This is a genomic window from Enterobacter sp. ZOR0014, from assembly GCF_000798855.1.
Lineage (GTDB): Bacteria > Pseudomonadota > Gammaproteobacteria > Enterobacterales > Enterobacteriaceae > Enterobacter > Enterobacter kobei.
This window is the reverse complement of sequence record NZ_JTLF01000386.1, coordinates 1-23,119: the sequence shown is the minus strand read 5'-3', so window position 1 is coordinate 23,119 and position 23,119 is coordinate 1. Positions and strand designations below refer to the sequence as shown.

The following is a 23,119-nucleotide window of genomic DNA, read 5'->3' as shown; positions in this document are numbered from 1 at the left end:
AAACATGGGGTTCTCCTGATAAGGCGGGCGCCTGAGCGCCCGCGGGTATTAAAGGGCGACCGGGAACAGCCAGCCCAAAATCATTGCACCGAGGATGGCGCCACCGGTAATCGGCTTCTGCCAGATGTAGAACAGCAGCGCGCCCACCAGCGAACCGACACCGATAGGAATAGAGGCGGTCATGGCGCTGAGGATAATCAACGGCCCGAGGAAGCGGCCTGAGGCGTTACCCGCGCCCATCATCACGTCAGCCCCGTAGGTGGAGTTGCTCTGGTTGATGGTGAACTTACGCGCCAGGATGATGACGTAGCCAATCGCCAGTCCAATCACCAGGCCGGTAATCAGCGAGGCAATAAAGTTGGTCACCGGGAACATGATCCCCGCCCCCAACAGCAGCGCCGGCACGCCGAGCCCGACGCCGGTCTGAATCGCACCGCCGATGTCGAGAATACCCACCAGTGAACCTTCAATGATGCGGGCGAACAGGAAGCTTGCGCCGAATGCCGCCACCGCACCGTAGACCCCGGTATCAATCCCCGCTTTCAGCATCGCCACAAAGGCCACTTCGTTAAACGCGCCGATGCCGTAGAGGTAGTACATGTGCGTCCCGGCAAACACGCCGGAGGAGAGCAGGCCAACGAAGATCGGGAACGACCAGTCGGCATACCAAAAACCTTTATTCTGTTCCATGTCGAGGCTCCTGTTATTTACCGCTGAGCGAGTTGTGGATCATGTCGAGCCAGTTCGGCACGGTCAGATGGAAGGATTCGATCATCTTCATGTCGAAGCCGCGGAAGAAGCCGCTCAGCACAAAGAGCAGAACGATCGCCGCCATCATCACTTTGGTGACGTGGTTCCAGCCGCTCTCTTCAACGCCTTTACCGATCAGGATCCCCAGCACCAGGCCCGGTACGGCGTTACCCATGATCAGCTGTGCCGCGCCGCCAAAGATGGTGGCCCAGAAGCCCGATTTTTTACCGGCGTCGATGGCCGCCAGCCAGAAGATCACCGGCATCACGGTGTTGACCAGCAGGTTCGCAGCGGGCACAAGCACCTTCACGGCGGTGACCTGAAGCGCAGCCGGTACGGAGGAGGCCGTCAGGTTAAGGAAAGTCACGACGATCATGCCGATCACGCCACAGGCAATCGCCATTTTGCGCGGATCGTGCAGCGTTTCGCCGACGTTACGGTTTTTGATCATCAGTGCCGCCGCGCCCCAGTTTGGGATGATGCGGTGGTCAACGTCCTGTGTGAAAGCACCCGCGGCCACGGAAGAGGCCCAGGCGTTAAAGAAGAAACCTAACCCAAAGGAGAAGTGAGAAGCGGGATCCCCTTCGCAGGAGTTTAGTTCCCCCAACGTACGAAACGCGCCCATACCCTGAGTGGTAGGCGCATGAAACATGCGTGCAGCCCCGGCCCCAACACCGACGCCTACCAGGCCGCCGATAATGAGCGATTTTATTAATATAATTAAGAACATCAGTCTGCCCTTTTATGAATAATCAGCGTTGCGTGACGAAGTCCACCCGATCGAGATTGATGGCGGTCACGTTGACGGTCACATCCAGCTCCACGCTGTAGGTGCGTCTTTCCCGGCGCAAAAAGAAGAACAGAAACGCTTCTTTACGCACCGCTTCTTGCGCCTGAACGACCTGCACATCCTGTGGCTCAATACGCAGTAAGATATGCGGTGAGGCTTTCATCACCGCGGCCTGAACGTGGTTGAGCGCGTCGGCAAAGGCGCGCGCTTTGGCGTCGCCCTTCCCCTTCACTCTCACCGTGGTTGTGAACTGTTCTTTCATGCTTATGCGCCGTGTTTCTTCTGCCACGCCTGCACCAGACGCTCGCCCAGCTCTTCTTTGTCCATAAAGCCAAAGCCCAGCACGTTGCAGCCTTCGTTGATGGCGGTGACGCCTTCATCCACCGAACGCATGCCGTATTTGGCTTTGTAGCCATACTTGGTTTGCGCGGTAATCGCGCCCGCGCCGCCGCTGCCGCAGAAGGAGATGCCGAAGGTGGCGTTTTCCGCTTTCATTACGTCGCCGAGCTTCATATCCGCTGCCATGCCCGGCACAACCACCGCGCGTCCACCTGCTTTTTCCACCCCGGCCGCCACTTTCTGACCTTTACCCAGGCGATCGCCAATCACGACTGTAATCTGTTCCATGTGTTGCTCCTTAAAGGTTGTCTTTCGCGACTTCAAAGTGAACGGAGAGCAGCCAGGCCTCTTCATCAGGAAGGTTGCCAAACTGCGCCACCACTTCACGGGCAAGCCGCATTGAATCCGGTGAAATTTCGTCAAACAGCTCTGCTTCAACCTCCGGCAGCGGCTCGCCGGTCACGGACCGGTGCGCCATGGCGCGAACGTGGGAGGTGAGCATCTGCTCCTGTACTGCGTTGGGGATGATGTTGTGCCGGGCCAGCAGGGCATAGACCTGCTGTAGCATGGTGTTCGCGAGCTGTTCTGTTTGCACCGCCTGTTCCCCAACGTCGTTCATTACCGCTCCGTTAATCACTCGTCTTACCCCGTTAATGGCTCTGGAATAAAACTAACGGTGGGGAGGAAGGGTTTGTAGCGAGTTGTTTTCCACTTCGAAGTGGAAAGGCAAGCCGCGGCAGTGATCTGTGCCACATAAATACGGTGAATGCGGTCAAATCAATGCATTTACGTGATGAATATCACTGATTCCAGCGGTCAAAGGCGGGCAGAGGCAACGAAAACGTTCAGGCGTGGTCATGCAAAAATGTGATGGCGATAGGGTTTACTTATCACCACGCAAAAAAAACGGGAGCCACTGGCTCCCGTTGGGTGTTGGTCCGATGCGCGATCGGTTAACGGTATTTCTTGTGATACGTGTTGCGGGTCGTCACGAACTGCTCGGCCGCCGCCTGAGCTTCTTGGACTTTGCCTTCGTTGGCCAGCTTCAGCGCGCCGTCAATCTGGCCGACCAGCACGTCAAAGCCGTGGCGATAGTCTTTCATCTCTGCGCTGTCAGCCGCTTTGCTTTCCAGCTTCGGCGGTGTCGCTTTTTGGGCGTCCAGCGCCGCTTCACGCATCTTGGTCAGGGCGTCTTTCATTTCCGCCGCATTGTCCGTCTTTTGCACCACCTTCAGGTTTTGCCCGAGGATGCCCATGTCTTCTTCAAGATCGGCAGCAAACGCAGAAGAGCCAAGAACCAGCGTTGAAGCCGCGACGATCGCTAACAGATGTTTACGCATTGCTCACTTCCTTTTTTATTATTAACAAAACGCTATCTTTATTGACCCGCAATTTTCATCTCGGGCAGCAGTACAGAACCACACTGTATATTGCTACGTGTTTCAATATCGTTACCGACCGTAACGATGTTGCGCCACATGTCCTTCAGGTTGCCGGCGATGGTGATTTCGCTCACCGGATACTGAATTTCACCGTTTTCGACCCAGAAGCCCGCCGCCCCGCGAGAATAGTCTCCGGTGATGCCGCTGACGCCCTGGCCCATCAGTTCGGTTACCACCAGACCGGTGCCCATCTCTTTCAGCATCTGCTCAAAGTTCAGGCCCTGCCCGGCAATACGCCAGTTATGGATGCCGCCCGCGTGACCAGTACTTTTCAGCCCCAGCTTGCGCGCGGAGTAGTTGGTCAGCAGCCACTGGGTCAGAATGCCGTCCTTAACGATATCGCGGCGTTCCGTGCGCACCCCTTCGCTGTCGAACGGCGTAGAGGCCAGCCCTTTCAGCAGATGCGGGTGTTCTTCAATGGTCAGCCATTCCGGCAGGATCTGCTTGCCCAGCGAGTCGAGCAGGAAGGTGGATTTACGGTAAACGGAGCCACCGGCGATAGCGCCCACCAGATGACCAAACAGACCGGTTGCCACTTCATTGGCAAAAATCACCGGGGCTTTCATGGTAGAGAGTTTACGCGGCGACAGGCGAGACAGCGTGCGTTCGGCACACTCTTTGCCCACCCACTCCGGCGACTGCAAATCCCCCAGCGCGCGGCCAATGGTGTAGGCGTAGTCACGCTCCATGTCACCGTTCTCTTCGGCGATGACGCAGCTGGAGAGCGAGTGACGGGTGGAGCAGTAGCCCTGCAGCATGCCGTGGCTGTTGCCGAAAACTTTGATGCCGTAGTGGCTGTTGAAGCTGCCGCCTTCGGTATTGGTGATGCGCTTGTCGGCCTGCAGGGAAGCCTGCTCGGCACGCGCGGCCAGCTCGATGGCTTCATCCGGGGTGACTTCTGCCGGGTGGAAGAGATCAAGATCCGGCGCGTCAAAGGCCAGCAGCTCTTTATCGGCCACGCCGGCGTAAGGATCCGGCGAGGTGTATCGGGCGATATCCAGCGCCGCCTGCACCGTGCGGGCAATGGCATCCGGGCTGAGATCGGTAGACGACGCGCTGCCTTTGCGATTCTGGTGATACACCGTGATCCCAAGCGCGCCATCGCTATTGAATTCTACGTTCTCCACTTCGCCATAGCGGGTGCTCACGCTGATACCGGTGGTTTTGCTGACCGCCACTTCGGCGCCATCTGATTTTTCTGAAGCAAGCATCAGCGCGGTGGAGACGGCTTCTTCCAGAATCTTACGCTGCGCTTCAACTTGTGAGGTTACTTTCATCGCAAATGCCATACTGTAAGAGAGAGTTAAATGAAGTCTAACAGAGAACCGTTTTTCAGTGCGCGTCTTAACTGGTAACATTAGCCTCTTTTTTTAAGGAGCCTGACATGACTAAGCAGCCCGAAGACTGGCTCGACGACGTTCCCGGTGATGACATCGAAGACGAAGATGATGAGATCATCTGGGTCAGTAAAAGTGAAATTAAACGCGACGCCGAAGAGTTAAAACAGCTTGGCGCAGAAATGGTAGAACTGGGTAAAAACGCGCTGGACAAAATCCCGCTCGACCAGGATCTGCGTGATGCCATTGAACTGGCACAGAAAATCAAAAAAGAAGGCCGTCGTCGCCAGCTTCAGCTTATCGGGAAAATGCTGCGTCAGCGCGACGTAGATCCGATCCGCCAGGCGCTGGATAAACTGAAAAACCGCCACAACCAGCAGGTTGCGCTGTTCCATAAGCTGGAGCAGATCCGCGATCGTCTGATTGAACAGGGCGATGATGCGGTACCGGAAGTGCTGAACCTGTGGCCGAATGCCGACCGTCAGCAGCTGCGCTCTTTAATCCGCAACGCGAAGAAAGAGAAAGAAGGGAATAAACCGCCGAAGTCTGCGCGTCTGATTTTCCAGTATCTGCGCGAGCTGTCTGAGAACGAAGGGTAATCTGTGCGGTTTTGCGCCGGATGGCGGCGTAAACGCCTTATCCGGCCTACAAGGTCGTGCAAAATCCAGGCCCGGTAAGCGCTAGCGCCACCGGGCTTTTTTTTACTCTGCGGCCTCGGCCTTTTTCGCCAGACCGTCCAGCAGCTTCTGATGGATCCCACCAAACCCGCCGTTGCTCATCACCAGAATATGGTCGCCAGGCTGTGCGGCTTTGACCACCATATCCGCGAGCGCATCCACATCCGCACTCCAGTGGGCAGGCTGAATGCACGCATCGGCCACTTCCGCCACCTGCCACGGAATATGCTGCGGCTGCAGCAGGAAGACTTCATCGGCACGGCCTAACGACGGGGCCAGATCGTCTTTGCAGATGCCCATTTTCATGGTGTTCGAGCGCGGTTCCAGCACGGCCAGAATGCGCGCGGTGCCGCCGACCTTGCCACGCAACGCGGCAAGCGTCGCCAGAATAGCCGTTGGGTGGTGTGCAAAATCGTCATACACCGTCACGCCATTCGCTTCACCGCGCAGTTCCAGACGGCGGCGGGCATTGATAAACGTGCCCAGCGCATTGGCGGCATCCGCAGGCAGAACGCCGACATGACGCGCAGCTGCAATCGCCATCAGGCCGTTGTGCATGTTGTGTTCGCCCACCAGGCCCCACTTCACCTCACCCACTTTTTCGCCGTCGAGCAACACTTCCCACTCGGAGGCATCCGCGTTGAGTTTCTTCGCCTGCCAGTGACCCTGCTCGCCCACCAGCTCTTGCTCGCTCCAGCAGCCCATCGCCAGAGTCTGCTTCAGGTTAATGTCATTCTCCGGCAGGATGATACGGCCCTGCCCCGGCACGATGCGCACCAGGTGGTGGAACTGCTTCTGAATCGCTTTCAGGTCGTCAAAAATATCCGCGTGATCGAACTCAAGGTTGTTGAGGATCAGCGTGCGCGGGCAGTAATGGACAAACTTGGAGCGTTTGTCGAAGAACGCGCAGTCGTATTCGTCCGCTTCAATGACAAAGAATGGGCTATCGCCCAGACGCGCAGAAACGTCGAAGTTACCCGGCACGCCGCCAATCACAAAGCCCGGCTTGTAGCCACAGGCTTCGAGGATCCAGGTCGCCATGCCGGCGGTGGTGGTTTTGCCGTGGGTACCCGCAACGGCAACCACCCAGCGGTCACGCAGGACGAAATCATGCAGCCATTGCGGGCCGGACATGAATGGAATATTGCGCTCCAGCACCGCTTCAACGCACGGATTGCCGCGGGTCATGGCATTGCCAATAATGACCAGATCCGGCTCGGGATCCAGCTGGCTGGCATCGTAGCCCTGAATCAGAGAGATACCCTGCTTCTCCAGAAGCGTGCTCATCGGCGGATACACATTGGCGTCCGAACCTGTCACTTCATGGCCCAGCGAGCGCGCCAGCATTGCCAGCCCGCCCATGAAAGTGCCACAAATCCCCAATATATGAATGCGCATACGTCACTATCCTTCTTCAATGTGGCGCACATTTTACTCACATGTTAGCGGCTGTGAAACGCATTTCAGGTAAATCCGTATGTTGCTGGCGCGATTCACCTCTGCGCTACTATTTGAATATTTGTTAAGATTGTTGGGCTTTAGTCGTTTTAGTGAACATACAATCGCTCTACTCACAAAGATGCAGGGAAAGTGTTATGAAAACGTTAGGTGAATTTATTGTCGAAAAGCAGCACGAGTTCTCTCATGCTACGGGTGAACTCACTGCTTTGCTGTCGGCAATAAAGCTGGGCGCTAAGATCATCCATCGTGATATCAACAAGGCCGGTCTGGTCGATATCCTGGGTGCCAGCGGTGCCGAGAACGTTCAGGGCGAGGTTCAACAGAAACTCGATCTGTTCGCAAATGAAAAACTGAAAGCTGCACTGCGCGCGCGCGACATCGTTGCGGGTATCGCCTCCGAAGAAGAAGATGAAATTGTTGTTTTCGAAGGGTGTGAACACGCGAAATACGTTGTACTGATGGATCCGCTCGACGGTTCCTCCAACATTGACGTTAACGTTTCTGTCGGTACCATTTTCTCCATCTACCGCCGCGTCACGCCTGTTGGCACGCCGGTGACCGAGGAAGATTTCCTGCAGCCTGGCAGTAATCAGGTGGCTGCCGGTTACGTCGTCTATGGCTCCTCCACCATGCTGGTGTACACCACCGGGTGTGGCGTTCACGCCTTTACCTATGATCCATCGCTGGGCGTCTTCTGTCTGAGCCAGGAGCGTATGCGCTTCCCGGAGAAGGGCAACACCTACTCCATCAACGAAGGCAACTACATCCGATTCCCGAACGGCGTGAAGAAGTACATCAAATTCTGTCAGGAAGAAGATAAAGCGACTCAGCGCCCGTACACCTCCCGCTATATTGGCTCGCTGGTCGCGGATTTCCACCGTAACCTGCTGAAAGGCGGTATCTACCTCTACCCAAGTACCGCCAGCCACCCTGACGGAAAGCTGCGCCTGCTGTACGAGTGCAACCCAATGGCGTTCCTGGCTGAACAGGCGGGCGGCAAGGCGAGCGACGGTAAAGAGCGTATTCTGGACATCGTGCCGGAAAGCCTCCACCAGCGTCGTTCCTTCTTCGTCGGCAACAACCACATGGTTGAAGACGTTGAGCGCTTTATCCGCGAGTATCCGGACGCGTAATCTCTCACTCCCGGGGAGCCCGTCTGGCTCCCCAACACATTTATATCTTTTACCGTATAAGTGTTTATAAAAAACACGCTTTTATATTCGCCATTGCTCCTGCATTATTTCCATAACAGTTTGACAGATATTTCGTGGAGCAGCATCGCAATGAAAAATTATTCCCGGGCGAATACCGGCATTGATTTAAACCTTATTCCTGTATTTATTGAAGTCGTCCGCTGCGGCAGCATGGCAAAGGCCTCAGTGCGCCTGGAGATGTCACGTCCTGCGGTGAGCCTGGCCCTGAAGCGTTTTAATCAACTGTTTGATGAGCCATTATTTTTCCGCAAGGGTTTATACCTTGAGCCAACTGAAAAAGCGTTAGCGTTAACCCACTCACTGGAAATATTAATGGGCGATATTCACGATAATATTGCGGCCATTAATTCAGGGCGAAATAAATCCCCGGCACAGAACGTACCGGGGTTGGGAAATATTATGCCGCAGTCTGAGCCGTTAATTTAAATGATGACATGGCCTCCATCAGCTGACGCGACTGCTCTTCCAGAGAGCGGGTCGCGGCGGAGGATTGCTGCACCAGCGCCGCATTCTGCTGCGCCGTTTCGTCCATCTGATTCACAGCAATATTCACCTGCTCAATACCGCGGCTCTGCTCCTGAGACGCGGTCGCAATCTCGCGCATCAATTTGGTCATGCGCAGCACTTCGGTGGCAATCTCATCCATCGTTTCACCCGCCTGCTGGGCCAGCTCGCTGCCCTCGTTAACGTGGGTCTGCGAATCGCTGATAAGGGATCGGATCTCTTTCGCCGCGTCGGCGCTGCGGCTGGCAAGGTTACGCACTTCACCCGCCACGACGGCGAACCCGCGCCCCTGCTCGCCCGCGCGCGCCGCTTCCACGGAGGCGTTAAGGGCCAGAATATTGGTCTGGAAGGCAATGCCATCGATCACGCTCAGGATGTCAGCAATACGCGCTGAACTGCCGGAGATATCACGCATTTTTTCAATCACGTAGCAGACCATTTCGCTGCCGTGATCGGCGGTATCAGAAACCGATTTCGCCAGCTGGTGCGCCTGCTCGGCATTATCGGCGTTGAGTTTCACCGTGGCGGTAATCTGTTCCATACTGGCAGCGGTCTGCTCCAGCGAGGTGGCGGTGGATTCTGTACGCTCGGCAAGATCCCGGTTGCCCGCCGTCAGCTCACGGCTGCCGGTGTCGATTTGCGAGCTGGCATCGCGTACCCGCATCACCGAGTGCATCAGCGACTGACGCATCACCTCTATCGCCGCGTTAAGGCGGTTAAATTCCTGGCTCGCCGGGGCATTCAGCGTGTGGGTTAAATCGCCCGCCGCCACATTCTCCAGCTGAGCAATGGAAGCAGAGAGCGGCTTAAGCAGCATATGGCGCAGCACCAGCCAGGCAAGCACGATGATGCCAGCCGTCAGCAGCGCGGCGACAATAATCAGGATCAGCACGCGGGTTTTGCTCGCCTGTACGGCAGTGACTTCCGCCTTCCCTCGCGCTTCGCTCCATGTCTGAAACGCCTGCATATCGTTATCAAACTGCTTCGCCACGGGGATCAGCGTATTCTCCAGCAGGTCGTAATAACTGTCCGCGCTCTGGTCATTCAGGGTTTTTAGCATCGGGTTGATGCCCTGCTGGTTATACGTCGCCAGACTGGTTGCCACGTTATCCAGCAACTTTTGCCCCTGCTCGTCAGCCACGCCGCCGTCGATCACGCCTTTCAGCGTTTTCTGAGCCACGGCGATTTCCTGATTGATGTTTTTGACCGATTTGGCCGCATCATCGAGCATGCCGATTTCCATCATCCGGACGGCCTGGCCCGCCTCATTGCGCGCGCGCAGAATCAGCGTATAGCCGGTATTTAGCTGCACCATCTGCTCACCCTGAAGGTGATTAATGCGCTGCAGTGAAGAAGAACTCTGTGTGAGGGCATAAATGCCAATGCCGCTGACAATCAGCAGCAGAAGGGTCATAACGGCCAGTAAAGAGAGCAAGCCGGTACGAATCGATAGCGTTTTAAGCATGATATTATTTCCGGTAGCGAGATATTTCTGGACAGAAAAAAAGGTTATCGGCCGCTACCGGAAAATGTTTAGACTTTAAGCAAATTCAGCGTGTTATCGCTCTGTTACCGAGGTGTTTACGCGAGTAACAGGCGAGCTTTGACGGTTCTCCCAGAGCACCGTCAGACCGCGCTGCAGGGCAATAAATATAAACAGCAGAATGCCGATGGCGATCTTGGTCCACCAGGAACTGAGCGTGCCGTCAAAGTTGATATAGGTCTGGATCAGCCCCTGGATCGCTACGCCGAACAGCGTTCCCAGCACCGTCCCCACTCCGCCGCTGAGCAGCGTGCCGCCAATGACCACAGAGGCAATCGCGTCCAGCTCCACGCCTACGCCTGCAAGGGCATAGCCCGCCTGGGTATACACCGAGAAGACAATACCCGCCAGCGTTGCCAGGCCGGTTGAGAGCATATAGATGCGGATGGTCGTGCTGCGGGTCGAGATCCCCATCAGGTTTGCCGACGTGGCGTTCCCGCCAATGGCGTAAACCTGATTACCGAACCGGGTACGGTGGGCAAGGAAGATACCTACCACTACCACGCCCAGCATCAATAACCCCATCGCGCTCAGACGACCACCGCCGGGGATTTTCCACGCCAGGCTGGAGAGCGTGTCGTACACCGGGTGGTTAATCGGGATGGACTCTTCCGATACCAGGTAACTTACGCCGCGCAGGAAGAACATCCCGGCGAGGGTAATAATAAAAGCGGGAATTTTTAGCGCGTCGATCAGTAGCCCCATAAAGGCGCCAAACGCACAGCCCATCGCCAGCACCAGCGGAAACGCTACCAGAGGGGAGATCCCCCAGAAACCGATCGCTTTGGCGAGGAACACGCCGGTAAACGCGATCACCGAGCCAACGGAGAGATCGATCCCGCCGGAGAGGATCACAAAGGTCATCCCGACGGCGATGATGCCTAAAAAGGCGTTATCGGTCAGGATGTTGCAAATCACGCGCGTTGAGGCAAAACCGGGGAACTGGGTCAGACAGTAGAGATACCCCAGCACAAACACGCCCAGCGTGATCATTAACGGTAAATTACGTTTTATCATGGCCACGGATCCCCTTAATGATGCTGACAAAGCGCGGTGACTGAACGATCAGCACGCAGAGTACGACCACCGCTTTTACCACCTGGTTGAGTTCCGGCTGAAAACCGGAGAGCAGGATCCCGGTGTTCATGCCCTGAATGATCAGCGCGCCAATGACCGAGAGCAGCAGGTTAAAGCGCCCGCCCATCAACGATCCGCCGCCAATCACCACCGCGAGGATGGCATCCAGCTCCAGCCAGAGCCCGGCATTGTTGGCATCGGCCCCGCGGATATCGGCCGCGACAATCACCCCGGCAATGGCGGCGCAAACGCCGCTCAGCACGTAGGTCAGCATCACCATCAGCCGCGTATTGACCCCGGCATTTCGTGCCGCACGAATGTTGATCCCCACCGCTTCAATAAACATGCCGAGCGCTGTTTTGCGGGTGAAAAGCCAGAACACCACTAATGTAACCAGAGCCACGATCACCGGTGTTGGAAAGAACAGGAAATTGCCGCTGCCGATCCACGCCAGACTCGGGGAGTTAAAGGTGACTATCTGTCCGGAGGTGATCAGCTGCGCCACCCCGCGCCCGGCCACCATCAAAATAAGGGTGGCGACGAAAGGCTGAATTTTTAGTACCGCCACCAGAATGCCGTTCCACAGTCCGGCCAGCACGCCGGTTCCCAATGCCGCCAGCAGTACCACCGGCAGGCTATGGCCCGCCACGGTCATGGAGGCTGCGGTAGCCCCGGCAATAGCCATCACTGCGCCGACGGAGAGGTCAATCCCGCCGGTGGCTATCACCAGCGTCATACCAATCGCCAGCAGCGCGACGGGCGCGGCACGGTTTAAAATATCGATCGGGCTGCCAAACAGGCGACCATCCTGAACAATAATCTGGAAGAAATGCGGTGCGACAAGGCTATCCACCAGTAACACCAGCAGCAGCGCTGCGATTTGCGGCGTGCCGGTTGGCCAGTTAAAGCGGCGCTTTGACTCACCGGTTTGCGAAAGCGAACGGGACATCACAATTCACTCCTTATGCCGCGATGGCATTCATGATCGCCGGAACGGACAGCTTATCCAGCGGGATCTCAGCCACCTGTTTGCGATCGCGCATGATGATCACGCGATCGGCATACCCCACCAGCTCTTCCAGCTCGGACGAAATGACCAGCAGCGCCAGCCCGTCGGCACACAGCGTTTCGATAAGCCGGATAATTTCGGCGTGCGCGCCAACGTCAATGCCGCGCGTGGGTTCATCCAGGATCAGGAACTGCGGTTTGGTCAGCAGCCAGCGTGACAGCAGCACTTTCTGCTGGTTACCGCCGGAGAGAAATTCGATCGGCTGTTCCGCGCTCGGCGTACGAATACCCAGCTGGCGAATAAAGCGCTCGGCAATGGCGTTTTGCTCTTTACGCGGAATTGGACGCAGCCATCCGCGCTGCGCCTGTAGCGCCAGAATGATATTTTCCCGCACCGAGGCGGCGGCAATAATGCCGTCCGTTTTCCTGTCTTCCGGGCAGAACCCCACTCCCAGACAGGAGGCCTGATGCGGCGATCGCAGGGTTTGCGGTTTACCTTTGATCAACGCGGTACCGCTGTCCGCAGGCTTGATGCCGAAGATCACCTCGGCGGTTTCGGTCCGGCCTGACCCTAGCAGCCCCGCCAGCCCGACAATTTCGCCGGGGCGCACTTCGAGGTTAAACGGTGAGATGATCCCTTTTTTGCCGTAATCGCTGAACGCGGCCACCGGTTTTTCGCTCAGCAGCGTGCGCCCTGCGCGCTGGAGCGCATTGGTCTCCAGCTCACGGCCCAGCATCATTTTGACCAGCTCAATCTGCGGCAGCTCGCGGGTTTCACGGCAGCCAACAAAGCTGCCGTTACGCAGTACGGTAATGCGATCGCTCACTTCATACACCTGATCGAGGAAGTGTGTGACGAAGATCAGGCTGACGCCCTGATCGCGCAGCTGGCGCATCAGGGTAAAGAGCATCTCGACTTCCTGGGTATCGAGGCTGGCGGTAGGTTCGTCGAGGATCAGCACCTTCGCGGAGAGATCGATCGCGCGGCAAATGGCGACGATCTGCTGCATCGCGACGGAAAACCGGTTCAGCGGCTCGCGAACGTCGAGGGAGAAGCCGTAGGATTCCATCAGTTTCGTCGCCCGCGCTTCCATCTCTTTGCGCCGTAGCAGGCCAAAACGTCTTGGTTCACGACCAATAAACAGGTTATCCGCCACCGACATATTTGGCAGCAGGTTCACTTCCTGGTAGACCGTCCCAATCCCAAGCTGTTGAGCATGGGCGGTATTTTTTGGCGAAATGGCATTGCCTTCCAGCCAGATGGTGCCGCGATCGGCGTGATAAACGCCGGTCAGAGATTTAATCAGCGTCGATTTTCCCGCGCCGTTCTCGCCCAGCAGCGCCATAATTTCACCGCGCCGCAGGCTGAAATCAACGTTATCCAGCGCTTTTACACCCGGGAAAAATTTGCTTAAGCCCTCTGTGCGGAGGATTTCCTGGTGCTGTTCAGTGGTCATGGTTCCCCCTACATCAAGCCGGGTGGCGCTACGCTTATCCGGCCTACAAAAGAGCGTATCGTAGGCCGGGCAAGCGCAGCGCCACCCGGCAATTTCACTGGCTTAGTAGCCCATGTTTTTCTTCTTCTCTAACTCTTCTTTCGCCGTGTCAGGCAGGTAGAGCGTGGACTTGGTGACGGTCACCTTCTCAGGCATCGTGCCGTCTTTCTTGAATTTCTCCAGCGCATCAAATGCCGGACCCGCCATATTTGGCGTCAGTTCTACGCTGGCGTTGGCTTCGCCGTCGATCATCGCTTTGTAGATATCCGGCACACCGTCGATAGAGCCGGTGAGGATATCTTTGCCCGGCTTCAGGCCCGCTTCTTTAATCGCCTGAATCGCACCAATCACCATGTCATCGTTATGGGCGTAAACCATGCAGATGTTCTTGCCGTTGTTTTCCGCTTTAATGAAGCTCTCCATGACCTCTTTACCTTTACTGCGGGTAAAGTCGCCGGACTGAGAGCGGATAATCTTGATGTTTGGCGCTTTCGCGATGGCCTCAGCAAAACCCTTCTTACGGTCGATAGCCACGCTCGCCCCCACGGTGCCCTGCAGTTCAACGACGTTACACGGCTTGCCGTCGACCTGTTTTACCAGCCAGTCGCCAATTAATTGCCCTTCAAGCACGTTGTTGGCCGTCACGGTGGTCATATAGAGAGATTTGTCTTTAACCTCGATGGAACGATCGAGCAGGAAGACCGGAATCTCAGCATCTTTGGCTTCTTTCAGAACCGGTTCCCAGCCGGTCGCCACCACTGGCGCGATAAAGATGGCATCCACGCCCTGAGCAATAAATGAGCGCACGGCTTTGATCTGGTTTTCCTGCTTTTGCTGACCATCGGCGATTTTCAGCGTGATGCCGCGTTTCTGAGCCTCGCTTTTCGCAACGTTGGTTTCTGCCGCACGCCAGCCGGATTCAGAGCCAACTTGCGAAAAACCTACGGTTAAAGGGGCGGCCATCGCCATAGACGACATGGCTGCCGAAACTGCTGTGACAAGAAGTAAGCGCTTCCACATATGAGCGTCCTCGTAGGGGTGTTTATTGTTGGTTAAAAGATGTTCTGCGAAATGACTATAGCCAATGAAATATGTAACGAATTGCGTTACATCACACTTCGGAAAAGTGAATAAAACGTTAATCACAAGTTTGTAATCGCTTTCATTTCACCATTAAAAATGCGGCTGAGTTTATGGATTTTTCTGTCATGGAATCGGTCCGAAAAGAGGTGCTGGCGGGGAGAGAATGCGAAAACAGGCGGAGACATTCAGCGTGAGTTGGCTATAATACCTGCCACTTGTTTACCATCCATTTTAAAGGACACCGACATGAGCTTACTCAACGTCCCAGCGGGTAAAGAACTGCCAGAAGACATCTACGTAGTTATCGAAATCCCGGCAAACGCAGATCCGATCAAATACGAAGTGGACAAAGAGAGCGGCGCCCTGTTCGTAGACCGTTTCATGTCTACCGCGATGTTCTATCCATGCAACTACGGTTACATCAACCACACCCTGTCTCTGGACGGTGACCCGGTTGACGTACTGGTCCCAACGCCATACCCGCTGCAGCCAGGCGCAGTCATTCGCTGCCGTCCAGTTGGCGTGCTGAAAATGACCGACGAATCCGGTGAAGATGCGAAGCTGGTTGCAGTACCGCACACCAAGCTGAGCAAAGAGTACGATCACATTAAAGATGTGAACGACCTGCCAGAACTGCTGAAAGCGCAGATCACTCACTTCTTCGAGCACTACAAAGACCTCGAAAAAGGCAAGTGGGTTAAAGTTGACGGCTGGGACAACGCAGAAGCGGCGAAAGCAGAAATCATCGCCTCTTTCGAGCGCGCGGCTAAGAAGTAATTCTTACGCTGATAATGAAGGCCCCGCGAGTCGGGGCTTTTTTGTATCTACCGTATACCTGAGTGATAAGCCCTGGCTTAACTCAGGATGGCCTGTAGCCTTAAAAGCGCATCTTCTACGGTTTCATCTGATGCCACGCCTATTCGTTTTGCCAGACGCGCGCCCAAATCCATCATTCGGATTTGGTTTACCAGAATGACGCCCTGAATATTCCCTTCTTCACAAGACAGCGGCACACTGAAACCCGCATAGCGGGCAAAATTTCCCCCCTGTGTAACAGGCGCAACCAGCGTCATTCCCAGCTGGTTGAACGCGCTAACGGATAGCACTAAAGCGGGCCTGCCTGCGCCCTTTTGTTCATGACCATTTGCAGGATCGAAGCCGACGAGAACGATATCACCTCGTTCAAAACAAGGTCGCTTCACCATACTTCGTCACCTACGGGACCTGACGTACCCCATGCGTCTTGTTCGTTAATTTCCGGGGCTGACATATCACACTGCGCCAACAACTCTTCAAGCGAGTACTGTTTACTCACCGGTGTGAGCACTAACTGATTATTTGTCACCTGAGCCTCCATACTCTGACCTGGTTTTAGGCCAAGTTCTTTCATTACTACGCCAGGAATGACCATACCGGCACTGTTTCCCCATTTCTTAATGGTTATACGCATCGACACCTCCAGAGTTATACATAGTATAACTCATTATGGTGCGGATGATGTTTTACCCTTCATCAGCAATGAACGCCACCGGATAACGTAAGTGATGAAAGGATTAGGAATAACGCTCGAAGGAAAAAAGAAAGCAGGAGGAAATTTCACTGTGGGCTGCGAGCCGCCGCACAAAAAACAACGCCACCTTCCGGTGGCGTTGTCGTTTTTCAGTACTGGTCTCTGTCTAACCAGTTACCGCTTACAATCCGCGTTAACCCATCGACCGGACGCTGGTAGACATACATCCACGCACTTCCGTACGGCGTCTGGATCAACTGGCGAGCGTATTCACCGCCCCTGGTGCGCAAGGCATCAAGTTCGGCAAGTGTAGCATTATCAATACGATAAACTTCACCCTGTACTGTTCCTTCGCCGGGAACCGCGCCTGGATAGTGGCCCAGGCTGTACAACTGGTAATTTTCGATATTGTAATTCCCCAGCAGCAGGGCATTGGTCATCCAGTGACTGTTGCCTTGCTTGGTTCGTAAACTGCCGTAGACAAATATTCGCATTGCTAAAACTCAAACTGATAGAGCAGATCAAGTGCCTGGTCTACGCCGGACACTGCTTCCAGATATAGCTTAGGCATCAGGCGATAGCGTAGCGTGAGTGTTGCCAGTGAGTCAAAGATCCCCACACCGTATTTTACCTGCAGACCCGGCAGTACATAGCCACTGACCACCACCTGCGAGGAGTCACCCACGCCCTGGGTGTCCAGCGCCAGATTGCTTACGCCGAACGTCTCGCCGATTTTACCCACAACCTGCCCACTTTGTGCAACCCCCAGGCCGACTAACATTGAGGTCATCGCCGCACTGTCGCTCTGACCGCTGTCCAGACCCTGTCCACGCAGCAGGTAAGAGAGAGCTTCCTGCTGCGACATCGCCGGGTCAGAGAAGATCTCCGCCTTCGGTTCGTCGGCAGAGCCGGTGACGCGTACGCCTGCAATGACGTCGTTTTCCGTCGCTTCAGGGTTACGAATCGCTTCGATGTTCAACAGAGGCTGATCCGGTGGACCGGAGAACAGCAGCTCGCCCTTACGCACAATCAGATCCTGACCATAGGCATGGAAACGCCCTTCAGGAATATTGATCTGCCCGTTCAGGCCAAGCCCTTGTTTATCCTGGGCCACTTTCAGATCGCCCGTGAGCCTCGCCTTCAGCCCAAACGCATCCAACCGCACGTTATTCCCCACGTGTACGATAAGGTTACTATTAATCGGTATGCCAGCGCTCTTCTGTTCGACAGGTTTCAGATTTTCATTGAGCATAACTTCATCACTTGAGACACCGACGGCGCTTTCCGGAACCTCGTGAACCACAATACGCGCCCACGGCACATCGACGCGCCCGTCCAGGGTGAAGAGGCTTGGCGTCGCCTCAAAGACCACATCCGGCGAGACATCCAGGCGCACCATTGGCGGTACGGTAATGCGCACCTTGCTGCCTTTGGCCGCGATGCGGGCACGCCAGTTATCGAGCTGGCTCCAGTCCGCGTCACCGCTCAGGTTGATTTGCCCCTGCTGCGTTAACACCGAACCGCTCAGGGTCGAGCTCATGCCGTTGAAGTTCATCGCAATCTGGCTGGGCTGCATATCAAACGGCATAAAGTTGCCGTCGATGTCCACGCCGCTGAGGCGCATCTGACCGAATAGCTGCGGGCTTTGCGCGTTGCCGCCCAGACGCAGGTTGGCGTTCAGCATACCCTCGGCTTTCTCCCCGCGGGCGAATATCGGGTTCACCATCGCCAGGTTGAAGTTACGGATATTGACGTTGCCGCCCAGATTACGCCGTCCTTGCGGATCGGTAATTTGTACCTGTCCGTCAAGCTGACCGTTGTTAGTAAGACGGATCAGCCACCCCAGCTCAGCACGGTTGTTATGCAGGTCTGCGCTCAGGTTGAGGGTATCGAATGCCACCGGGAGCGACGCATCATTCACCTCCTGCGTCACCTTCACGTTACGGCCCGAAAGCGTGACGCTACCCTGCGGCAGCCCCTCTTTGGTCGTATCCCAGGCGACATCGGCTTTCCCGCTGAAGACGCCGCTGGCCTGCGTGGTGTCCGGCATAAACGGTTTCAGCATCGCCAGATCAAAGCGGTTGAGGTTTACCTGCGCGTGCCCTGCCGCGCCCGCATCGATGGTCTGCGGCACGCACAGCTCTGCATTCGGGTTGATCCAGCAGTGCGGCCCAATAGCGATCTTTTGTTCAGCATTACGGTAGTCCAGCGAGAGAGAACGTGACAACGCCAGCGGCCCCACCGGCGTGTTGAAACGGGTATTGTCCAGCGTCCCTTTCCAGCGCTCCGCTTTGCGGTCGAAGCTGCCGGTCAGGTGAAGCTGCCCGGAAACCGGCTCACCCTGCACGCGTAGCTGGAGGTCATGCTGTTTTTCGTTCCCTTTGGCGTCCAGGGTGACCAGGTTAATGTTCACGTCCGGCTGAGAAATGCGCTCCACGCGCAGGTTCAGGTTACCGCCGATCTGATCGGTGGATTTCACATCTCCTTCCACGCGGACGCGAGCAACGCTCAGTTCCTGCCAGCGCAGATTATTGGCGGTGATATCCGCAAGCAGCTGTGGCGCGTCGACCGTACCGCGCACTTTCACTAACCCTTTCGCCGTTCCGCCCAGGCCCGGCAGGGCGTTATCCAGGTTCGGCGCGTCGATGGTGGCATCAAGATTGAGATCTTTTACCCCCAGCTCGCCTTTGATATCCGCCGTGTTGCGCCCCAGCGCGACGTGCAGACCCGGGATCACCCACTGCAGGTAGCTGTTGCCTTTCACCGAGCCTTCAACATTCACCTTGTTCTGCTTCACGTTACCGGTGAGCTTGATCTCCGGCACGTCCATCTGCCACGTACCGCCGTACAGGCTACCGCGCGTTTTGATCAGCCCGTCCAGCTTCGACGGCCAGTCCGGCACCTCTTTGGCGGTGTTGATACCCGTCAGCTTCAGTTCGCCCCGCCAGCTGATCGCCTGCCGCCAGTCGAGCAGCGCGGTCAGCTCCGTTTTCCCTTCCAGCGCCGCGACGGTCAGCTTGTCGAGATTGACCTGTTGTTCGTTGCCCTTCGCATCCAGCGTGATGTTCGCGGGCGGTACGCCCTGCCCCTTCACCGCCGTGTGGAACGAGAGCGTGTAGTCAGTCATCTTGCCGCTCAGCTTCAGCTTCAGGTCATCGGCCTGGAACTGTTTTTCGCCGGTGAACGGCCAGTAAAGCTGCTTACTGACGACCTCAAGATTGAGCGGCAGCCCGGCTTCCGCCAGCTGAGTCTGCGCGCGCAGAACCATGTCCACCGGGCCGGAGAGATTGACCCCGACGTCCAGCTTATCGCGCAGCGCCCCACCCACTTTGACCTTCACTTTTTCGCCCTTCAGCGGGTCGATGTTGAGCGCGCTGTTCAGCGTGATATCCACCGGCCAGTTGTCGCGCAGCAGGGCGTTACCAGACGCATTCACCGACCCCTGGTTGGTGTCGATATCCAGCGCGTCGAGCTTCATGTTGCCGTCAATGCTGCTGACTTTCAGCAGCATGTTGTAGACGGTTAGGTCGGTATCGCCGGTCAGGCGTAGCTGCTCACCTTTGAACTCCTCAATATTGAGGTTCAGCGGCAGATGAACGTCAGTCATTTCCGGCAGAACAGGCTTCGAGAAGAGATCCTTCAGCGTTTCACCCAGCGGCTTTTCTTCCGGCTGCGGATTCTGGATCTTCGGCTCGACGATCTCTTCCTGCGCCACCTCGGCCACTTTCGGCAGCGCGATCAGCAAGCCCTGCAGTGAGGTTGGCGTCAGGGTCAGGTTTTTCTCCTGCCAGCGCAGGCCGGAGGTGAAATCCATGACGGAAACGGTGGTGTCGTCGATTTTAATATTGACGTTATCGAGCGCCACCCGATAGAGCGCAATCGGGTACGGCGTGGAGAGATTCAGCGGGCCGCTATCCTCTTCTTCCACCGGCGCAGACGGCGGCATTTTCTTCGAATCTATCGCCACGTTAACGTCTCTTAGCGACAGATCGTTAACGCACAGCTTGCTGTCACGCAGACAGCCCAGCTTCACCGCGAGGTGAAATTCCCCGGCATTCACCGCCACGCCCGGCTGCTTATAGCGGATGTTCTTCAGATGCAGGTCGCGCCAGCCGCCGGTCACCTGACCTATCTCCAGCCCCGGCACCCAGCGGTTCGCCGCGTTAAACAGCAGATGCAGCCCGGTCGTCGTCCCCACCAGAAACGCCACCGTACCGAGCAGCAGCACGATAAAAATCAGCACCCCGAGGCTTATTTTCTTCCATAAACTCATAATTCAGGCCCCAGACCGATGTAAAACTGTAATCCATGTTCTTCTTTGTCGCCGACCGGAACGGCGAAATCAAGCTTAATGGGCCCGACCGGTGACTGCCAGCGCACGCCTACACCTGCGCCAGTTTTAAAGTCGCTGCGGCGGATATCGCTCACCGCCTCGCCGCCATCAACGAACATGGCGCCCCACCATTTTCCGCTGACGTTGTACTGGTACTCCAGCGAGCCAGTGGCCAGCTTGGAGGCCCCGATCAGCTTGCCGTCATCGTCTTTAGGCGCGATAGATTTGTATTTGTAGCCGCGGATGCTGCGGTCGCCCCCGGCGAAGAAACGCAGGTCCGGCGGGACTTTGTCGAAATCGCCGGTTTCAATCCAGCCGAGGTTGCCGCGCATGACAAAGCGGTGTTTGTCATACAGCGTGCGGATCCAGACGTTTTGCGCCTGAATCACCGAGAAATCCACGTCAGAACCCCACATCGTGTTGGAGTAATCGATGGAGTAACGCTGGGAATCCCCCCAGGTTGGCATCAGGCCGCCGCGCGAGCGGGTGCGGCTGATCATCACCCCAGGATAGAGCAGCATGGTGGTGTTGGTGACGTTGGCCTGGGTAAAGTGGTCCAGGCTCCAGCGCAGGTTGATGGCGCGCTGCCAGCCGCTGGACAGATCCCAGTAGCGGGATACCGCAAGCGTGGTGGAATCGGACTCTGTATCGTTCAGGTCGGTGCGCTTAAAGCCCCCCTGGACCAGATAGTACTGCTCAAGCGGATTTTTCAGCAGCGGCATTTTATAGCTGAAATCAAGCTGCTGCTCCGGTGCAGAGATACTGGCGCTGGTCGTCAGGCTGTGGCCGTATGAGTTCATCCACGGCTTTTTCCAGGTGGCCTTCACGCGCGGGCCGACGTCGGTCGAATAGCCAACACCGGTCTCAATGGTGTTCTCGGTGCGCGGCGAGACAACGCCATGCAGCGGCAACACCTTGGTTTTGCGAGACTTATCAAATTCCGGCGCGACAACCACCGAGTTAAACCAGCCGGTGGCGGAGAGACGGCGGTTTAGCTCCGCCAGGTCGCTCGACTGGTAGTAGTCGCCTTTTTTAAACGGCACGAGGTTTTGCAGGTACTCTTCGCGAATTTGCGAACCTTCAAACGTCACGTCGCCAAAGCGGTAGCGCTCCCCGCTGTCGTAGTCGATGTCCCAGAAGGCCTGGCGTCGCTCCAGCGCGATGCCCAGCTGGCTTTTGTTGAACTGGCTGTCAAAGTAGCCCTTACGCAGGGAAACGCTCGTCAGCTCTTTTTTGAAATGGTCGTAATCGCCATGGTTAAGCACGGTGCCGATTTTCGGCCGCGTGCTGAGCAGATCCAGGTAATCCCGGTCGGTACGCGCCCCGCCGCGCAGGACGACGTTCGTGCCACCAATCCGTACCGGCTCCCCCGCCGAGACGCGGGCAATAAGCACCTGACGCCCCTTCTTTGGCGGCGGACGGAGATCGAAATCAATGGTGGGTTCGTAATAACCCAGCGCTTTCAGCCCTTCACGGATCGCGTCATCCACGCGCGCGCGAAAACGCCGGTCCGGCGTCACCTCATCACTCTGGATGGTCGACAGCTGCGCACGCACGTTTTTTTCCAGCGCTCCGGAAAGCCCCTCAACCTGCAAACGGACATTCGCCGCGCTGGCAACCCCGCTTGTCAGCAACACACTGACCAAACATAACTGGCGGATTTTTGTCACGTTTTCTCCTGAATATCCCTGTTTCCACCCTGGAAGCAAATGCAGTGCCGCTCCGCGGCAAAATACGGCCTGTTAGCCAAAAACCCACATCACGGGTTGAAAATGGGTGTAACACCCAAATATTTCTTATGATTAAATCTAGACTCATTCAGCGCATTTATTGTGTTCAATTAAACGCGTCGTGACAACCTTAACCGAAACATCGCACCCCGGGAGGCCCCATCGTGAGTTTATTCGACAAAAAGCATCTGGTTTCACAAGCTGATGCATTACCGGGACGCAACACCCCTATGCCTGTGGCGACCTTACACGCCGTGAATGGCCATTCGATGACTAACGTGCCGGATGGAATGGAGATCGCCCTGTTCGCCATGGGCTGCTTCTGGGGCGTTGAGCGCCTCTTCTGGCAGCTGCCCGGCGTATACAGCACCGCTGCTGGCTACACCGGCGGCTACACGCCTAACCCAACCTACCGCGAAGTCTGCTCCGGCGAGACCGGCCATGCGGAAGCGGTTCGCGTGGTGTACGACCCTGCGGTGATTCGCTACGAGCAGCTTCTGCAGGTTTTCTGGGAAAACCACGATCCGGCGCAGGGTATGCGTCAGGGCAACGACCACGGCACACAGTACCGCTCGGCCATTTATCCGCTCACGCCTGAGCAGGATGCTGCCGCCCGCGCCAGCCTTGAGCGTTTCCAGCAGGCCATGCGGGAAGCGGGCGATACGCGTGACGTGACAACCGAAATCACCACCGCGAAACCGTTCTACTATGCCGAGGACGATCATCAGCAGTACCTGCACAAAAACCCATACGGCTACTGCGGTATCGGAGGCATCGGCGTCTGCCTGCCGCCTCAACTGGCCTGATCACCGTTCCAGCGCCACG

Annotated in this window: 23 protein-coding genes; 5 read left to right on the top strand and 18 right to left on the bottom strand. The window is 56.4% G+C overall.

Annotated features, from left to right (window positions below):
• Positions 1-48 precede the first annotated feature (48 nt).
• From L977_RS21780 to pmbA, 7 genes are all read right to left on the bottom strand, one after another.
• A complete protein-coding gene (locus tag L977_RS21780) occupies positions 49-690 on the bottom strand; it encodes a DUF4310 family protein (protein WP_003856081.1) in 642 nt (213 codons plus the stop codon).
• A 13-nt stretch (positions 691-703) separates the two neighbouring features.
• Complete coding sequence (locus tag L977_RS21775) at positions 704-1,480, bottom strand: DUF4311 domain-containing protein (protein ID WP_008501408.1); 777 nt, start codon at positions 1,478-1,480, stop codon at positions 704-706.
• Positions 1,481-1,502: 22 nt separating this feature from the next.
• A complete protein-coding gene (locus L977_RS21770; RefSeq protein WP_008501409.1) occupies positions 1,503-1,802 on the bottom strand; it encodes a DUF4312 family protein in 300 nt (99 codons plus the stop codon).
• 2 nt (positions 1,803-1,804) lie between these two features.
• A complete protein-coding gene (locus tag L977_RS21765) occupies positions 1,805-2,167 on the bottom strand; it encodes an SFCGS family glycine-rich protein (protein ID WP_006179053.1) in 363 nt (120 codons plus the stop codon).
• 10 nt (positions 2,168-2,177) lie between these two features.
• A complete protein-coding gene (locus L977_RS21760; RefSeq protein WP_086527803.1) occupies positions 2,178-2,516 on the bottom strand; it encodes a glycine dehydrogenase in 339 nt (112 codons plus the stop codon).
• 316 nt (positions 2,517-2,832) lie between these two features.
• On the bottom strand, positions 2,833-3,219 hold the full coding sequence (gene cybC / locus L977_RS21755) for a cytochrome b562 (protein WP_047626914.1): 387 nt from the start codon (positions 3,217-3,219) through the stop codon (positions 2,833-2,835).
• 38 nt (positions 3,220-3,257) lie between these two features.
• Positions 3,258-4,610 (bottom strand): metalloprotease PmbA, encoded by a 1,353-nt coding sequence (gene pmbA / locus L977_RS21750; RefSeq protein WP_023336694.1) that lies wholly within the window; start codon positions 4,608-4,610, stop codon positions 3,258-3,260.
• Positions 4,611-4,705: 95 nt separating this feature from the next.
• On the opposite strand from pmbA, the gene yjgA reads away from it, so the two are divergent.
• On the top strand, positions 4,706-5,257 hold the full coding sequence (gene yjgA, locus L977_RS21745; protein ID WP_014882279.1) for a ribosome biogenesis factor YjgA: 552 nt from the start codon (positions 4,706-4,708) through the stop codon (positions 5,255-5,257).
• A gap of 102 nt (positions 5,258-5,359) precedes the next feature.
• Here the strand turns inward: yjgA and mpl are convergent, their stop codons facing one another.
• Positions 5,360-6,733, bottom strand: a complete 1,374-nt coding sequence (mpl, locus tag L977_RS21740; protein WP_014882278.1) for a UDP-N-acetylmuramate:L-alanyl-gamma-D-glutamyl-meso-diaminopimelate ligase — start codon at positions 6,731-6,733, stop codon at positions 5,360-5,362.
• 197 nt (positions 6,734-6,930) lie between these two features.
• Here mpl and fbp point away from each other — a divergent pair, with 197 nt between their 5' ends.
• Positions 6,931-7,929 carry a class 1 fructose-bisphosphatase gene (gene fbp / locus L977_RS21735; RefSeq protein WP_014882277.1) on the top strand — a complete coding sequence of 333 codons (999 nt, stop codon included), beginning with the start codon at positions 6,931-6,933 and terminating at the stop codon, positions 7,927-7,929.
• Between the two features lie 60 nt (positions 7,930-7,989).
• Entirely contained in the window at positions 7,990-8,436 is a 447-nt protein-coding gene (locus L977_RS21730; RefSeq protein ID WP_231563665.1) for a helix-turn-helix domain-containing protein, read from the top strand.
• Here L977_RS21730 and L977_RS21725 read toward each other — a convergent pair.
• The 5 genes from L977_RS21725 to ytfQ all read right to left on the bottom strand — a co-directional run bounded on the left by L977_RS21725 (position 8,408) and on the right by ytfQ (position 14,658).
• The gene (locus L977_RS21725; RefSeq protein WP_014882275.1) at positions 8,408-9,979 is read right to left on the bottom strand and encodes a methyl-accepting chemotaxis protein; all 1,572 of its coding nucleotides are present in this window, start codon (positions 9,977-9,979) and stop codon (positions 8,408-8,410) included. The genes L977_RS21730 and L977_RS21725 overlap by 29 nt on opposite strands.
• Before the next feature lie 93 nt (positions 9,980-10,072).
• Entirely contained in the window at positions 10,073-11,074 is a 1,002-nt protein-coding gene (gene yjfF / locus L977_RS21720) for a galactofuranose ABC transporter, permease protein YjfF (protein ID WP_023331880.1), read from the bottom strand.
• Positions 11,061-12,086: a galactofuranose ABC transporter, ATP-binding protein YtfT gene (gene ytfT / locus L977_RS21715; protein ID WP_162269483.1), complete on the bottom strand. Its 1,026-nt coding sequence runs from the start codon at positions 12,084-12,086 to the stop codon at positions 11,061-11,063. The genes yjfF and ytfT overlap by 14 nt, the downstream gene beginning before the upstream one ends.
• Before the next feature lie 10 nt (positions 12,087-12,096).
• Positions 12,097-13,599 (bottom strand): galactofuranose ABC transporter, ATP-binding protein YtfR, encoded by a 1,503-nt coding sequence (gene ytfR / locus L977_RS21710; protein ID WP_045134407.1) that lies wholly within the window; start codon positions 13,597-13,599, stop codon positions 12,097-12,099.
• Between the two features lie 102 nt (positions 13,600-13,701).
• Positions 13,702-14,658 carry a galactofuranose ABC transporter substrate-binding protein YtfQ gene (ytfQ, locus tag L977_RS21705; protein WP_047626912.1) on the bottom strand — a complete coding sequence of 319 codons (957 nt, stop codon included), beginning with the start codon at positions 14,656-14,658 and terminating at the stop codon, positions 13,702-13,704.
• 309 nt (positions 14,659-14,967) lie between these two features.
• On the opposite strand from ytfQ, the gene ppa reads away from it, so the two are divergent.
• Positions 14,968-15,498 carry an inorganic diphosphatase gene (ppa, locus tag L977_RS21700; RefSeq protein ID WP_008501423.1) on the top strand — a complete coding sequence of 177 codons (531 nt, stop codon included), beginning with the start codon at positions 14,968-14,970 and terminating at the stop codon, positions 15,496-15,498.
• 77 nt (positions 15,499-15,575) lie between these two features.
• Here the strand turns inward: ppa and L977_RS21695 are convergent, their stop codons facing one another.
• From L977_RS21695 to tamA, 5 genes are all read right to left on the bottom strand, one after another.
• Entirely contained in the window at positions 15,576-15,926 is a 351-nt protein-coding gene (locus L977_RS21695) for a type II toxin-antitoxin system ChpB family toxin (RefSeq protein ID WP_032637645.1), read from the bottom strand.
• Complete coding sequence (locus L977_RS21690) at positions 15,920-16,171, bottom strand: AbrB/MazE/SpoVT family DNA-binding domain-containing protein (RefSeq protein ID WP_032637647.1); 252 nt, start codon at positions 16,169-16,171, stop codon at positions 15,920-15,922. The genes L977_RS21695 and L977_RS21690 overlap by 7 nt, the downstream gene beginning before the upstream one ends.
• 209 nt (positions 16,172-16,380) lie before the next feature.
• A complete protein-coding gene (locus L977_RS21685) occupies positions 16,381-16,725 on the bottom strand; it encodes a gamma-glutamylcyclotransferase family protein (protein ID WP_014882267.1) in 345 nt (114 codons plus the stop codon).
• A 2-nt stretch (positions 16,726-16,727) separates the two neighbouring features.
• Positions 16,728-20,504, bottom strand: a complete 3,777-nt coding sequence (gene tamB / locus L977_RS21680; RefSeq protein ID WP_047626911.1) for an autotransporter assembly complex protein TamB — start codon at positions 20,502-20,504, stop codon at positions 16,728-16,730.
• Positions 20,501-22,234 carry an autotransporter assembly complex protein TamA gene (tamA, locus tag L977_RS21675; protein ID WP_047626910.1) on the bottom strand — a complete coding sequence of 578 codons (1,734 nt, stop codon included), beginning with the start codon at positions 22,232-22,234 and terminating at the stop codon, positions 20,501-20,503. The genes tamB and tamA overlap by 4 nt, the downstream gene beginning before the upstream one ends.
• Positions 22,235-22,458: 224 nt before the next feature.
• Between tamA and msrA the strand changes: the two genes are divergently transcribed.
• Positions 22,459-23,100 (top strand): peptide-methionine (S)-S-oxide reductase MsrA, encoded by a 642-nt coding sequence (gene msrA / locus L977_RS21670; RefSeq protein ID WP_023336688.1) that lies wholly within the window; start codon positions 22,459-22,461, stop codon positions 23,098-23,100.
• Positions 23,101-23,119 lie beyond the last annotated feature (19 nt).

What these genes read in the sequence shown, in the direction of transcription:
- L977_RS21780 (WP_003856081.1), bottom strand. Translation starts at nt 690, where the DNA reads ATGGAACAGAATAAAGGTTTTTGGTATGCCGACTGGTCGTTCCCGATC.
- L977_RS21775 (WP_008501408.1), bottom strand. Translation starts at nt 1,480, where the DNA reads ATGTTCTTAATTATATTAATAAAATCGCTCATTATCGGCGGCCTGGTA.
- L977_RS21770 (WP_008501409.1), bottom strand. Translation starts at nt 1,802, where the DNA reads ATGAAAGAACAGTTCACAACCACGGTGAGAGTGAAGGGGAAGGGCGAC.
- L977_RS21765 (WP_006179053.1), bottom strand. Translation starts at nt 2,167, where the DNA reads ATGGAACAGATTACAGTCGTGATTGGCGATCGCCTGGGTAAAGGTCAG.
- cybC (WP_047626914.1), bottom strand. Translation starts at nt 3,219, where the DNA reads ATGCGTAAACATCTGTTAGCGATCGTCGCGGCTTCAACGCTGGTTCTT.
- pmbA (WP_023336694.1), bottom strand. Translation starts at nt 4,610, where the DNA reads ATGGCATTTGCGATGAAAGTAACCTCACAAGTTGAAGCGCAGCGTAAG.
- yjgA (WP_014882279.1), top strand. Translation starts at nt 4,706, where the DNA reads ATGACTAAGCAGCCCGAAGACTGGCTCGACGACGTTCCCGGTGATGAC.
- mpl (WP_014882278.1), bottom strand. Translation starts at nt 6,733, where the DNA reads ATGCGCATTCATATATTGGGGATTTGTGGCACTTTCATGGGCGGGCTG.
- fbp (WP_014882277.1), top strand. Translation starts at nt 6,931, where the DNA reads ATGAAAACGTTAGGTGAATTTATTGTCGAAAAGCAGCACGAGTTCTCT.
- L977_RS21725 (WP_014882275.1), bottom strand. Translation starts at nt 9,979, where the DNA reads ATGCTTAAAACGCTATCGATTCGTACCGGCTTGCTCTCTTTACTGGCC.
- yjfF (WP_023331880.1), bottom strand. Translation starts at nt 11,074, where the DNA reads ATGATAAAACGTAATTTACCGTTAATGATCACGCTGGGCGTGTTTGTG.
- ytfR (WP_045134407.1), bottom strand. Translation starts at nt 13,599, where the DNA reads ATGACCACTGAACAGCACCAGGAAATCCTCCGCACAGAGGGCTTAAGC.
- ytfQ (WP_047626912.1), bottom strand. Translation starts at nt 14,658, where the DNA reads ATGTGGAAGCGCTTACTTCTTGTCACAGCAGTTTCGGCAGCCATGTCG.
- ppa (WP_008501423.1), top strand. Translation starts at nt 14,968, where the DNA reads ATGAGCTTACTCAACGTCCCAGCGGGTAAAGAACTGCCAGAAGACATC.
- L977_RS21695 (WP_032637645.1), bottom strand. Translation starts at nt 15,926, where the DNA reads ATGGTGAAGCGACCTTGTTTTGAACGAGGTGATATCGTTCTCGTCGGC.
- L977_RS21690 (WP_032637647.1), bottom strand. Translation starts at nt 16,171, where the DNA reads ATGCGTATAACCATTAAGAAATGGGGAAACAGTGCCGGTATGGTCATT.
- L977_RS21685 (WP_014882267.1), bottom strand. Translation starts at nt 16,725, where the DNA reads ATGCGAATATTTGTCTACGGCAGTTTACGAACCAAGCAAGGCAACAGT.
- tamB (WP_047626911.1), bottom strand. Translation starts at nt 20,504, where the DNA reads ATGAGTTTATGGAAGAAAATAAGCCTCGGGGTGCTGATTTTTATCGTG.